A 13,141-nucleotide genomic window follows, 5' to 3' on the forward strand; every position below is an offset into this window, starting at 1 on the left:
TGCTATGACAGCGACTCAGATCGGAGCGATTGCCCTGGCGAGCGGCGCACTCGGCGTGCTGCTGTTCGGCATGATCGCGTTGTTGCGCGCGAGTGCCGCGACGCGTGCCGAGCGCGCGCTTGTCGATGCGCTGAACCGGCGCATGGCTGCGCTCGAGGCAGCGAAAGCGCGGACCGCGCCGGATGGCGATGCGCCCGCGAAGCCCGACGTGCGCGGCAGGCAGCGTGTCGAACGTTTTCTCGACCGGCTGTCGGCTGCGGGCGTGCGCTGGCTCGATACCGGGCTCGGCAAATACGTTGTCGCGGAGGAGGATCGCCGCCTGCTCGAGCAATGCGGTTATGTCGACGCCCGGACGCGCGGGCTGTTCCTGAGCGCGCGCGTCGCGTGCGGGATCGGACTGCCGCTGCTGTTCGCGATCCTCGCGAGCGGGCGCATGAAGGGCGGTATCTGGACGATCGGCATGTTCGCCGCGTTCGGGCTCGGCTTCATGTTGCCGAAGCTCTACGTGCAGCGCCGTGCGACGGCGCGGCGGCAGAGCGTGGTCGATGAACTGCCGTTGTTCGTCGACATGCTGCGCTTGCTGCAAGGCGTCGGCTTGTCGCTCGATCAGAGCCTGCAGGTCGTGACGAACGATTTTCGCGGGATGATGCCGGTACTGTCGTCGGAGATGGGGATTGCGCAGCGCCAGTTCGCGGCGGGCCGGACGCGCGAACAGTCGTTGCAGCGGCTATCCGGCGGATTCGACAATGAGGATTTGCGCGCGATCGTGCGATTGATGGTCCAGGTCGACAAGCATGGCGGCGCGGTACAGGAGCCGCTCAAGCAGTTCGGCGACCGGTTGCGCGAGACACGTCGTGCGATGCTGCGCGAACGGATCGGCCGGTTGACCGTGAAGATGACCGGGGTGATGGTGCTGACGTTGCTGCCCGCATTGCTGATCGTGACGGCCGGGCCGGGCTTGTTGGCGGTGACGCACGCGCTGTCGTCGCGTCATTGACGGTGGAAGGAAAGACGATGAAGCGGATCAGCGAAATGGCAGTGCGAGCGGGCGTGGCGGCAGCGGTGCTGCTGCTCGGCGCGTGCGCGACCAAGGAAAACGGGTACGGCGTCAGCGCGCAGACCGAGCGCGCGTCGCTGTTGCAGGCGGCCGATCAGAAACAGTCGGTCCCGGATACACCGGGGATGTATCTGGGCCTGATCCAGCGGATGCAGGCGCAGGGCCTCTACTTTGCGTCGCTCGCGCACATCGACTCATACGACAGGACATATGGAGCGATCCCGGAGTCGGTCCTGTTGCGCGCGGACGCACTGCGAATGACTGACCAGGCGGCCGCGAGTGCGGCCGCCTACACGCAACTGCTGAAAACGCCGCTTGCCGCGCGAGGCTATCGCGGGCTCGGATTGATCGCGGGCGCGGCAGGCGATTTCGATCGTGCGGCGCAGGTGCTCGCGCAGGCGTCGGATCTCGCGCCGACCGATGCGTCGCTGCTGTCCGATCTCGCGTACGCGAAGCTACGCAGTGGCGACGTCGTCGGTGCGCGGGTACCGTTGATGAAGGCGGCCGAACTGGACCAGCGCAATCCGAAGATCGTCAGCAATCTCGCCCTTTACCTGATTGCGGCGGGGCGCGCACAGGATGCGCAACGGTTGATGAACCAGCAGCATCTGCCGGCGGACATCCGCAAGGACATCAACGGCGACGCCGCGAAGATCGTCGCGGCGGTGCGTGCGCAGCAGCGCGCGGTTGCGACGCCGCCGGTGGTGTCGCGCCGTGCCGCCGCGACCCCGATTACACCTTTGGCGAACAATTTCGGCTACGACCAGACCGTGCCGCTGTTGCAGCGCTTTGCACAATGAACAGACATCCGGGGAACGACATGAACAACAAACATGACCGAAACATGCACGTCGGCCGGATTGCGGTGCTGGGCGCGATCGTCTTGCTGGTAGCGGGCTCGACGGTCGCATACGCGCAAGATGTCGACGCACCGCGCGCATCCGACGTCGAGCGCTCTGCGAAGGAATGGCTCGCAATGCAGCGCGACAATCGCGCGGCGGCGCCAACGCAGCCGATGCTCGGAGAGGTTGCGACGCTCGTCTATCAGCGCTATCTCGACTCGTTCAAGAACCGGATTCCGGACACGATGAATTCGCAGCTCGGTTCTGCCAGCGGCATGTCGGGTGGCGGGCAAGGTGCGCAGCAGTAGGCGAGGCGGCGATGCGCACAGATCAATCACATGTAGCTCGGCGGCGCCGAGCCGGCTGCTCACGGAGACGTCACCAGCGTGGCGGCGCTGCGATCATGGTGACGATCTTCCTGGCGATCGCGGTCATCGTGCTGGGCGCGACAGATATCGGCCGCTACTATGCCGAACGACGCCATATGCAGGCGGCCGCCGATGCGGCCGCGCTTTCCGCTGTTACGCAGGTTGCCAGCGACGCCACTTGCACCGCGGCAACGACTGCGGTCAATCAAGTCACAAACGTGCCGGCGAGCCTGCTGTCGGGAAAACCGTCCGCAACCGTGACGTGCGGCATCTGGGCCGCGCCGCAAAGCAGCGGCGGCAGCGCACAGTTCACCCGCACGTCGGGCGCACCGCTGCCCGCCAATAATCAATGTGCCGGCTTGTCGGGCGGAGTCGTCAGCAACGGTCAATCGGTCAACGCCGTGTGCGTTACCGTCTCCGAACCCGTGACCGGGCTTTTTATCAATGGAGTGACGATCAGCGCGTCGGCCATTGCCAAGAGTGCACCTTCCGACAGTTTTACGCTCCTCACGTCGCTTGCCACGTTGCAGGGTGGCCTGGTCAATCAGTTGCTTACGGCACTCACAAATTCCCCCAATCCGTTGACGCTGTCGGTAGCCGACTATCAGGGGCTGGCGCAGGTCAACCTGAACATGGCTGGCATTCTTGCCAATTTACCGATCGGTTCCAGCACGTCCGTGCTATCGGGTACCGTGACACTCGGCCAACTGCTCAATGCCGAATTGCAGGCGGCGACGCAACAGAATGTAGCAGCCGCGAATCTGACCGTTCTGAGCGCAATCGTCGCTACGATCTGCCCCAATTCCCAGAACTGTGGTGGTCCTTCAGTCTCGCTTGGAAATCTCGTTCAAACCGCTGTCTCAAGTGGAGCCAGCGCGGTTAATGCCAGCGTCAACGCGCTCGGATTGTTGACAACGGCGTTACAAGTCGCGAACGGCACGACCCCGGTCGGCATTCAGTCCATACAGGTCCAGACACCGACTGCGCTTGCGCCGCTGTTGAATGCGACCGTGAAAGGTTCGGTGTCGCTTGCAGGTAATCAGCCGGCTACGGCGAGCGGTCCACCCGGCCCGTCGACTTGTGGGACGACGGATTGTACGACCCATGCAACGGCTTCGCAGGGGACAATATTCCTCAATACGACGCTGTCGCTGCTGACGACGTGCTCCGATGGCTCGCTGACCTACGGTAACAATAGTTGTGCGACAGGTAGCCCGACGTCGGTGGCGACCGTGCAATTGCCGGTCACCATCTATGTGGCGCCCGCGACGGCTGGTTTGCAGTCTGTTGTATGTAGTGCGAACCAGAAAATCGCAAAAGTGAACGTTCAGACCGGGGCACTTGCCGCCTATTTGGGCGGCTCCTCGAGCGCGCCGGCACAGATCAATCTCACTGCTCCTGCCGGTTATGCTCCCGACGGTAGCGGAACGGTTCCGCTGCTGACCGTCAATTTACAGAATCTGCTTACTCTGTTGGGCAATCAGCCTAGTCTCGGCGGCCAGACAAATTTGACGACGGTGCTCGGTAATCAGCTGGGCAGCGGTGGCTTGCTATCCACTTTGATTTCGTTGCTTGTTCAGCAGATCACGGTCACAGTCAGCCTGAAATCCGGGCAACTGTCGGTTCCCGTCGCCAATCAAAGCCCGCAGACGCTTACGTTCAAGTCATCGGATTCACCACCGGATATACAGGGCCCGGTCAAGACGACCCAATTTTTGGCGCCCGCAGTGCAGGGAATCGCAAATAGCGGCCTGACGCTATCGCTGCAGGTGAGCGGCGGTATAACGGGAGCATTGCTGAACTTGCTGAAGTTATTGGGATTGGATGTGAGTTCGATATTGAGCCAGTTGCTGTCTACGTTGACCGGACCGCTTTTGACCGCGCTCGGGAACACGCTCGTTCCGCTCCTTCTGCAGCCGGTCGATTCAATTCTGACCTCGGTCACGGGTGTTCTGGGACTCGGATTGGGTAACGCCTATGTCGCAAACTCGCCGCTCGCGATCAAATGCGGCGATCCTGTGCTTGTTCGTTGAATCGACAGCAATACAACGCCACTCGTCAATTACTGAAGCCGCACCCGAATCATGAGAACCACGCCCGCAATCGAAGAGCTCGACCTGTACGTCTGGGAAGGCAAGGCCGACATCGTCGACCGTGTCGCCCGGTGCATGGCGAGCTTCGACGTCGAAGTGATCCGTGCCGACAACGCGGAGATCTCGCCCGAGCGCGCCGCGTTGCGGCCGTCGCTGGCGATCATCAGCGTATCGATGATCGAAACCGGCGCGGCGTTCCTGCGCGACTGGCAGGCCAACATCGGCATGCCGGTCGTCTGGGTCGGCGCGGCGCGCGACCACGACTCGTCGCAGTATCCGCCCGAGTATTCGCACATCCTGCCGCTCGACTTCACGTGCGCCGAGCTGCGCGGCATGATCGGCAAGCTCGTCACGCAACTGCGTGCGCACGCGGCCGAAACGTTACAGCCGTCCGAACTCGTCGCGCACTCGGAATCGATGCAGGCGCTGCTGCACGAAGTCGATACGTTCGCCGACTGCGACACCAACGTGCTGCTGCACGGCGAAACCGGCGTCGGCAAGGAGCGCATCGCGCAACTGCTGCACGAAAAGCATTCGCGCTACCGGCACGGCGAATTCGTGCCGGTGAACTGCGGCGCGATTCCCGACGGCCTGTTTGAATCGCTGTTCTTCGGTCATGCGAAGGGATCGTTCACGGGCGCGGTTGTTGCGCATAAAGGGTATTTCGAGCAGGCGGCGGGCGGCACGCTGTTCCTCGACGAAGTCGGCGATCTGCCGCTGTACCAGCAGGTCAAGCTGCTGCGCGTGCTCGAGGACGGCGCGGTGCTGCGCGTCGGCGCGGCGACGTCGGTCAAGGTCGATTTCCGCCTGGTCGCGGCGAGCAACAAGAAGCTGCCGCAGCTCGTGAAGGACGGCCTGTTCCGCGCCGATCTCTACTACCGGCTCGCGGTGATCGAGCTGAGCATTCCGTCTCTGGAGGAGCGCGGCGCAGTCGACAAGATCGCGCTGTTCAAGTCGTTCGTGGCACAGGTCGTCGGCGAGAACCGGCTCGCCGAGTTGTCCGATCTGCCGTACTGGCTGACGGATTCGGTTGCGGACAGCTATTTCCCCGGCAACGTGCGCGAACTGCGCAACCTCGCGGAGCGGGTCGGCGTGACGGTGCGGCAGACGGGCGGGTGGGATGCCGCGCGGCTGCAGCGGCTGATTGCGCACGCGCGCAACTCGGCACAGCCGGTGCCGGCGGAGAGTGCGGCCGAGGTCTTCGTCGATCGCAGCAAGTGGGACATGAACGAGCGCAACCGCGTCATCGCGGCGCTCGACGCAAATGGTTGGCGGCGTCAGGACACGGCGCAGCAGCTCGGCATCAGCCGCAAGGTATTGTGGGAAAAAATGCGCAAGTATCAGATCTTCGACGAAGAGCCCGAGACACGCGAAAGCGAGTAATTAATGAGATAAAATCGCGCAGAATTACAACGACACGGGCGGGAATAAAACTTCATGAGCCATATGACGGGGTTGGGGCGGGCGTGCGTGTTGCTCGCCGTGGTGGGAGGCATGCAGGGCGCTTACGCGCAAGGGCTGGCAGGCAGCGATTCGCCGGCGGTGCAGCAGGCATCGGCGCCGGTGGCCGCGATTCCGGTGATCGATTCGCAGGTCCAGACGTCGGTGCAGCCGCAGGCGGGCGAGTCGACCGGGCCGAGCACGGTCGATGACCTGCAGCGCCAGATCCAGGCGCACTCGCTGACGGAAATGCGCACGAGCTACAACGGCAGCTACGGTGCGAGCCTGCTATTCAACGTGAAGGACGGGGCATACTTCGTCGCGCTGTTCCAGCAGAAGGCGTTCTGGCGCGTGATCAAGACTTACGACGAAACGCGCGCGGAAGCGATCTATCGCGATTTCTCGCGCCAGGCGGAGCGGCTGGCCGTCAACGAACTGCGGGCGGCGAAGCTGGAATCGCAGAAGACGCAAATGGACAAGCAGATCGAAGTCACGCAGGACCGGGCGCGGCGCTTGCAGGCCGATATCTCGATCGCACGCCAGCAGCAGGCAGCGGTCGCGGATCGCCAGAAGAGCGTACGCAGCGAGACGGCCGCGTTGCAGGCGCAACAGGCCGAGCTCCAGTCGCAACTGCGCGCGTTGCAGCAGCAGGTGCGTTCGCTGCAGCGCGAGGCCAACGCGGGCCTGCCGACGGCGGCACGCTGAGCTGAGAGTAGCGGTGCGGCGACATGCCGCGCCGGCCGCACAAGGAAAAAGGGCAAGCCAGTTGGCTTGCCCTTTTGTTTTACTGGCCGTCCGGCACGATTCGCCGGCGGCGCGTAACGATCACTGGCCCGTTGCCGCCACGTGCATCCGACGGCGACGTGTTGCCGGATGCATCGCCGGTGTCGCGCGGCGCGCCGTAGCTTTCGCGCGGTTCACGGGGTTCGCGCGGTGCGCCGTACCCTTCGCGCGGTTCACGCGAGCCGTAACCCTCGCGCGGCTCGCGGGAGCCATAGCCTTCACGCGGTTCGCGGGAACCGTAGCCGCCGCCGTCGCCACGCGATTCGCGCGGGCCGCCGTGCGAGCCGTACGGGCTGTGACCGCCGCCTTCACGGCCGCCGGGGCGCCCGCCGGTGCGCGGCCCGCGGGGGCCGCCGCCGCCCGGGCGCGCGCCGCCCGTGTCGAGCTGGATCGTGGAAATCGCGCGCTTGTAGATGCCTTGCAGACCCACGGGGGTGCGCAGCATCACCAGATACTGGTCGAACGACTCGATACACCCCGTCAGACGAATGCCGTTGACGAGATAAATTTCAACGCGCTTACGTTCCTTGCGCGCCGAATTGATGAAGTCGTTTTGCGGATGGGATTCTGCGGGATTGGCCATTGAGGTGCGGCAGGAGCCTGCGTCAGAGAATATGTTGTGCGTGTGTGTGACGGGTTCGTCCACAAGGCGTTTGGCGGAATTCTACCCTGTTCGATGGGGAAGCGCGCAGTCGTGATTGTGTCGAACCGTAACCCACTATAGACGTTCCAGCGCATTTTCGCGATTCGGCCTAACGGCCAGGGCTGTTTCGTTACGTCGCGTTACGACTCTCGCAGCGCCGTATCACCTTGGTGCGCGCGCTGCGCCTACATTACTCGCGCGAGCCGGATGGGCCGGCATATCAGGGATCCAGAACATGAACAAGAGGCGATGGGCAGGGTGGGTCGGCGGCGTGGCGTTGCTGGCTTCCGGCAGTGCAATGGCGGGGCATGTCGACCTGTCGGTCGGCATCGGCGTACCGGTCGCACCGGTCTATGTCGAGCCGGCGCCGGTCTATGTGGCGCCGCAGCCGGCCGTGGTCGCCTATCCGGGCTACGGATACGGCTACTACGGCGATGACGACGACGATCGTTACCGGAAGTGGCGCAAGCACTATTACAAGCATTGGCACAAGCACCACGGCGACGACGATGACGATTGATCCCGAGGCCGGCCCCGCCGGCGCGAGTCAGAACGCGTAGTCGGGGTTTTTCGGGTCGAATGCGGTGTCGTCGAGCGTCGCCGGCGCGATTTTCTCGATGACGATCCGCTCGAAGATCCTGCCGTCGTTGTCGTAGGACTCGACGGTCCGGAAATAGGGGGCGTGCAGGTCGAGCCCGAGGACTTCCTTCTTCGCGTAGAACTGCGGCCGGCCGGTCGGCGTTTCGTAGGTGAGCGCGACGACGCGCACGCCGCCGATCGTTTTTGCCTCCACCCGGGTCGGTCGTTGCACGCCGGCTTCCACGTATTTCTTCCCTTCGGTCAGGTACAGGCTCGTGATGAACTCGGTGCCGAGATCCTTCACCTGGTGATTCGACTGGGCGCGTGCGAGCGCGCCGTCGAGCGCCGTCCACAACGGAATCTTGCCGAGCAGGCCGCCGAGATGGCCATACATCTCGTCCTTGCGCTGCGTCGTGTCGTAGATCGTCTCCTGTCCGGCATGCGCGCCGCCCGGCAGCCATTTCGCATACACCCGCAGCGGCTCGCGCGTGGTTTTCACGAGCATGCGGTCGGGGGTGTCGGACCATTTCCCGCTGATGCGCTCCTGACGCACCATCGTGAACTGGTACGCCGGATAGCCGTTAGGACCATTACGGATATAGAGCGGCACGGCGAGCGGATCGAGCGCCTTGAAGAGCGTCGTGAGCGTCGCGTCATCCAGCTGCGCGAGCGTCCCGCGGTGTGCAGCCGTCCGCAGCCAGTGCGCCTGTTGCGCGACCGGCTCGCGCGTGACTTTCGCCAGGTCCGCCGGCAGCGCGACCTCCTGTGCCGCGCTTGCGGCCTCGGCCGTTTCCTGCGCATGCAGGCCCGGCTGCGCGAGCGACAACATGCATGCGACTGCCGCGGCGGCCGCATGCCGCGCGCTGCGCTTCTTTCCTTCGTTCATCGACAGCATCTCCCGGAGCGATGGAGCGTTCAGCCTTGCTTCGCGGCCTTGATCCTGGCGAGTTCCTCGTCGCGCAGCGCGCGGCGCAGGATCTTGCCGACGTTCGTCTGCGGCAGCGCGTCACGGAACTCGACGAACTTCGGCATCTTGTAGCCGGTCAGGTTCTTGCGGCAGTGCGCGAGCACGTCGTCGGCCGTGAGCGACGGGTCGCGGCGCACGACGAACACCTTGATCCGCTCACCCTGCACCTCGTCCGGAATGCCGATCGCGGCGGCCTCGCTGATGCCCGGATGCATCACGAGCACTTCCTCGATCTCGTTCGGATACACGTTGAAGCCGGACACGAGGATCATGTCCTTCTTGCGGTCGATGAGGCGAATGAAGCCGCGTTCGTCCATCACGCCGATGTCGCCGGTGCCGAGCCAGCCGTCGGCGTCGATCACCTTGGCCGTCTCGTCGGGACGCTGCCAGTAGCCGCGCATCACCTGCGGCCCATGCACGCACAGCTCGCCCGGTTCGCCGATGGCGGCCCAGGTGCCGTCCTCGCGGCGAAAGCGCACGACGGTGGACGGGGCGGGCAGGCCGATCGAACCGCTGAACGAGGCCATGTCGTTCAGGTTCACGGGGTTCATCGTGACGATCGGCGAGCATTCGGTGAGGCCGTAGCCTTCGACCACCGGCCGGCCCGTCACCTGCTGGAAGCGCTCCGCGACCGCGCGCTGCATCGCCATCCCGCCCGCCATCGCGAGCTTGAGCTTCGAGAAGTCGCGCTTGCGGAATTCCTCGTTGTCGAGGAACGCGTTGTACAGCGTGTTGATGCCGGTGATCCCGGTAAACGTTTCGTTGCGGATGATCTTCATCACCATCTTCATGTCGCGCGGGTTCGCGATCAGGATATTGCGCCCGCCGAGTCCCATGAAGATGAACGCGTTCACCGTCAGCGAATAGATGTGATAAAGCGGCAACGGCGTGAGCACGGTTTCGACATCGCCCGAGACCTGGTCGGCGATCCACGCCTTCGCCTGCAGCAGGTTCGCGATCAGGTTGCCGTGCGTGAGCATCGCGCCTTTCGCGACGCCGGTCGTGCCGCCCGTGTATTGCAGGAACGCGAGGTCGTCGCGCGTCGTCTGCACGGGCTGCGGTTTGCCGCGCGTGCCGAGCGCGAGAGCGGAGCGCAGCCGGATCGCCTGCGGCAGGTGGTAGGCCGGCACGAGCTTCTTCACGTGCTTCAGCACGAAATTGATCAGGCGTCCTTTCGCATTGAAGCCGTCGGCGAGCAGGTCGCCGAGCGCGGTGACCACGATGTTCTTCACCTGCGTTTCCGGCAGCGCCTCCTGCAGCGTGCTCGCGAAGTTCTCGAACACGACGATCGTCTGCGCGCCGCTGTCCTTCAACTGGTGCGCGAGTTCGCGCGCGGTGTAGAGCGGGTTGACGTTGACGACGATCGCGCCGGTCTTCAGCGTGCCGAACAGTGCGACCGGATACTGGAACGTGTTCGGCAGCATGATCGCGACGCGGTCGCCGGGCTTCACGCCGAGGCTTTGCAGATACGACGCGAACGCGTCGACTTTCTGCGCGAGCGTGCGATAGGTCATCGATGCGCCTGCGCTCACGTAGGCGACGCGCTCGGCGAAGCGTGTCGTGCATTCGTCGAAGAACTGCACGAGCGACGCGTATTGCGCGACGTCGATTTCGTGCGGTACGCCGGGCGGGTATGACGCGTACCAGATGCCGTCGGTGTTCGGCGGAACCTGGGCCGCTGCGGTTGCTGCGGAAGATGACATGACGTGTCTCCGGTCTTTGCTTTCGGCGGGGGCAGGCGCTTCAACGCCTGCCCGTGCCCCATGCTTCACGGGCGATCAATGCGGGCGCCTCGACGCGCCGCATGACCCCGCGTACAAATCGATTCGTGAACAGGAAGTCGCGCGTGGCCTCGCGCGTTCAGTTCGCGGAATGCAGCGTCGCCGTATCGGCGGTCGCCGCACTGGGCGGCAGCCCGAACGCTTCGCTTGCTCCCGCGTCGTCGAGCACCGCCGCGAAGATCGACAGTTGCGCGCTGTCGGGCATCGGCGCCTTCAGCGCGGCGACGATCAGCGACGACAGCCGCGCGATCATCTGTACGTCGTTCATCGTGCGGCCTTGCGAGAACTCGTCGATCAGGCTTTCCGTCTCGGCCCCCGCGAGCGCGCCGGACAGCGCGCCGATCGCGAAGTGCAACCGCCAGCCGAGCTCCGTGCGCGGCAGGTGCGGCAATGCGCGCTGGAACGCGTCGAAGAAGCGGCCCGCGACGCTCGCGTAGTGCGCGGTCAGGAAGTTGCGCACGAACGGCGACGGATCGGTGTACGCGCGGCCGATCAGCCGGAGGAACCCGGGCCCGCCGCGGTCCGGGTTGCGCGATGCCTTCAGCGCGGGAATGAACATCGCGCCGAGCACGTGCTCGCAGGTGATGTGCGTGCCGAGCTGCGCATCGAAGCGGTCGAGGATGCCGAGGCGCTCCTGGTTGAGCTGATCGAGCCGGCGCGACAGCATCGCGTGGATCAGCGCTTCCTTGCTGCCGAAGTGGTAGTTGACCGCCGCGAGGTTGACCGCCGCGCGCGACGTGATCTGCCGCATCGACATCGCCTCGAAGCCATGCTCGATGAACAGGTCCTCGGCCGCATCGAGGATGCGCGCCTTCGTCCCGCCGGTCTGCCGAGTGCCGGGCGACCGTGCCCCGGACGGCCGTCCCGCGGATGGCCGCCCCTCCTGACTTACTGCCATGTTCCGCCTCCCATGCCGGTCGCCCGGCCGCGAACAGGTGATTTGATTATCTGATTCAAACAGTCGTTTTTATTAAGATAAAAAATCGCGGGCCGAGCGGGCAAGCGGGGAATCTGGACAAATTCCTCTAGTTCGATGTGCGAATGCGGAAAGTATCGCGCGCGGCCCCGGCGGGACGGGGCACGCGCGATGGTGCGATGCGGCAATGCGCAGGTTCAGCCGACCGCGCTACGCGTATTGACCGATTGCGTCATGTCGATGCCGCGCCGCTCGCGGCTGAACAGGATCAGCACGGCGATCACGACGGCGACGATGCCGGCCACGAGCGCGAGCGCCAGGCTGTAATTGTTGCCGTGCGAAACGGCGAACGAGGCCTGCATCGTCGCGTTGCCGGACGCGAGCAGGTTGCCGAGCTGGTAGACGACGCCGGGGAAGGTCGCGCGGATCTCGTCGGGCGAGATCTCGTTCAGGTGAACCGGAATCACGCCCCACGCACCCTGTACCGAGATCTGCATCAGGAACGCGCCGGCGGCGAGGGCAAGCGGGCCGCTCGAGAACGCCCACAGCGGCAGCACGGGTAGCGCGATCAGCGCGGCGATGAAGATCGTGCGACGCCGGCCGATGCGCTCCGAGAGCGTGCCGAACGTCAGCCCGCCGACGATCGCGCCGATGTTCAGCACGATCGTGATCCATGACACGGTATGCGGATCGAAGTGATGCTGTTCGCGCAGGAACGTCGGATAAAGATCCTGCGTGCCGTGCGAGAAGAAGTTGAACGCCGTCATCAGCACGATCGCGTAGATCGTGAGCTTCCAGTTCTGCTTCAGCGTGGCCCCGAGGCTCGGGCGCGGGCGCTTCTCCATCTGTTTCCACGCCGGCGATTCGGGCACGTGCGTGCGCACGTACAGCACGAGCAGCGCGGGCAGCACGCCGATCATGAACATCCCGCGCCAGCCGATGTACTGGTAGAAGAGGCCGAACACGACGGACGCGAGCAGATAGCCGCTCGGATAGCCGGCCTGCAGCAACCCCGACACGAAGCCGCGCGCATGGGTCGGCACGGTTTCCATCGTCAGTGCGGAGCCGACGCCCCATTCGCCGCCCATCGCGATGCCGAACAATGCGCGCAGCACCAGCAGCGCGGTCAGGCTCGGCGCGAAACCCGACGCGAGCTCGAGCAGCGAATAGCATGCGATGTTGATCATCAGCGTCGGGCGGCGGCCGAAGCGGTCGGCGAGCCGGCCGAAGATCAGAGCGCCGAGCGGGCGCATCGCGAGCGTCAGCGTGAGCGCGAACGCAACGGCTGGGATCGTCGACGCGAATTCGGCGGCGATGTCCTTCAGCACGAAGACCATCAGGAAAAAATCGAACGCATCGAGCGTCCAGCCCAGGTAGGCGGCGATCGTGACGTTGCGTTGTTCGCGGGTCCAGCTCATGTCCGAGGTCTCCTCGTTGGCTTGCGCGCTCACGATGTGCATGCGAATGCCGGCCCGGCTTGCGCGCGGTGCGGGGGCACGGATCGAGTGTAGGCCGTGGCGTCGTGCGATGTGGGGCGCGATAACGCCGAATCGGGAATAATCCCTACGAAATGAACTGTTTCGGAAACTGAAACGGAGTCGCGCCGGACCGGCGGCTGGCGTCTGTATCATTCCGGAAGGTTTTCGTATTTGTTCTGTAATGCGTTCGATAC

The 13,141-nt window shown here is 64.5% G+C and carries 12 protein-coding genes; 7 read left to right on the forward strand and 5 right to left on the reverse strand.

The features are described 5' to 3' along the window. Positions 1-4: 4 nt before the first annotated feature. The 6 genes from ABD05_RS13405 (at position 5) to ABD05_RS13430 (ending at position 6,505) form a co-directional block, all read left to right on the forward strand. Positions 5-997, forward strand: a complete 993-nt coding sequence (locus ABD05_RS13405; RefSeq protein ID WP_047900543.1) for a type II secretion system F family protein — start codon at positions 5-7, stop codon at positions 995-997. A 17-nt stretch (positions 998-1,014) separates the two neighbouring features. Continuing rightward, complete coding sequence (locus ABD05_RS13410) at positions 1,015-1,857, forward strand: tetratricopeptide repeat protein (RefSeq protein ID WP_047901200.1); 843 nt, start codon at positions 1,015-1,017, stop codon at positions 1,855-1,857. A gap of 20 nt (positions 1,858-1,877) precedes the next feature. After that, on the forward strand, positions 1,878-2,207 hold the full coding sequence (locus ABD05_RS13415) for a DUF3613 domain-containing protein (RefSeq protein WP_047900544.1): 330 nt from the start codon (positions 1,878-1,880) through the stop codon (positions 2,205-2,207). Between the two features lie 95 nt (positions 2,208-2,302). Beyond that, a complete protein-coding gene (locus ABD05_RS13420; protein WP_047900545.1) occupies positions 2,303-4,300 on the forward strand; it encodes a pilus assembly protein TadG-related protein in 1,998 nt (665 codons plus the stop codon). Positions 4,301-4,351: 51 nt separating this feature from the next. Beyond that, positions 4,352-5,743 carry a sigma 54-interacting transcriptional regulator gene (locus tag ABD05_RS13425; RefSeq protein WP_047900546.1) on the forward strand — a complete coding sequence of 464 codons (1,392 nt, stop codon included), beginning with the start codon at positions 4,352-4,354 and terminating at the stop codon, positions 5,741-5,743. Between the two features lie 54 nt (positions 5,744-5,797). Further along, entirely contained in the window at positions 5,798-6,505 is a 708-nt protein-coding gene (locus ABD05_RS13430) for a DUF2968 domain-containing protein (protein ID WP_047900547.1), read from the forward strand. Positions 6,506-6,584: 79 nt separating this feature from the next. Here ABD05_RS13430 and hfq read toward each other — a convergent pair whose 3' ends face one another. Beyond that, positions 6,585-7,166: an RNA chaperone Hfq gene (gene hfq / locus ABD05_RS13435; RefSeq protein WP_047900548.1), complete on the reverse strand. Its 582-nt coding sequence runs from the start codon at positions 7,164-7,166 to the stop codon at positions 6,585-6,587. A 295-nt stretch (positions 7,167-7,461) separates the two neighbouring features. On the opposite strand from hfq, the gene ABD05_RS13440 reads away from it, so the two are divergent. Next, on the forward strand, positions 7,462-7,746 hold the full coding sequence (locus tag ABD05_RS13440) for a PXPV repeat protein (RefSeq protein WP_047900549.1): 285 nt from the start codon (positions 7,462-7,464) through the stop codon (positions 7,744-7,746). 27 nt (positions 7,747-7,773) lie between these two features. Here ABD05_RS13440 and ABD05_RS13445 read toward each other — a convergent pair whose 3' ends face one another. The 4 genes from ABD05_RS13445 to ABD05_RS13460 all read right to left on the reverse strand — a co-directional run bounded on the left by ABD05_RS13445 (position 7,774) and on the right by ABD05_RS13460 (position 12,887). Beyond that, positions 7,774-8,691 (reverse strand): DUF1571 domain-containing protein, encoded by a 918-nt coding sequence (locus tag ABD05_RS13445; RefSeq protein ID WP_047901201.1) that lies wholly within the window; start codon positions 8,689-8,691, stop codon positions 7,774-7,776. Positions 8,692-8,720: 29 nt separating this feature from the next. Beyond that, positions 8,721-10,475 (reverse strand): AMP-binding protein, encoded by a 1,755-nt coding sequence (locus tag ABD05_RS13450; protein WP_047900550.1) that lies wholly within the window; start codon positions 10,473-10,475, stop codon positions 8,721-8,723. Positions 10,476-10,632: 157 nt separating this feature from the next. After that, entirely contained in the window at positions 10,633-11,451 is an 819-nt protein-coding gene (locus ABD05_RS13455) for a TetR/AcrR family transcriptional regulator (RefSeq protein ID WP_047900551.1), read from the reverse strand. Between the two features lie 215 nt (positions 11,452-11,666). After that, a complete protein-coding gene (locus ABD05_RS13460) occupies positions 11,667-12,887 on the reverse strand; it encodes an MFS transporter (protein ID WP_047901202.1) in 1,221 nt (406 codons plus the stop codon). Positions 12,888-13,141 lie beyond the last annotated feature (254 nt).

Origin of the sequence: Burkholderia pyrrocinia, from assembly GCF_001028665.1 — a bacterium.
Lineage (GTDB): Bacteria > Pseudomonadota > Gammaproteobacteria > Burkholderiales > Burkholderiaceae > Burkholderia > Burkholderia pyrrocinia.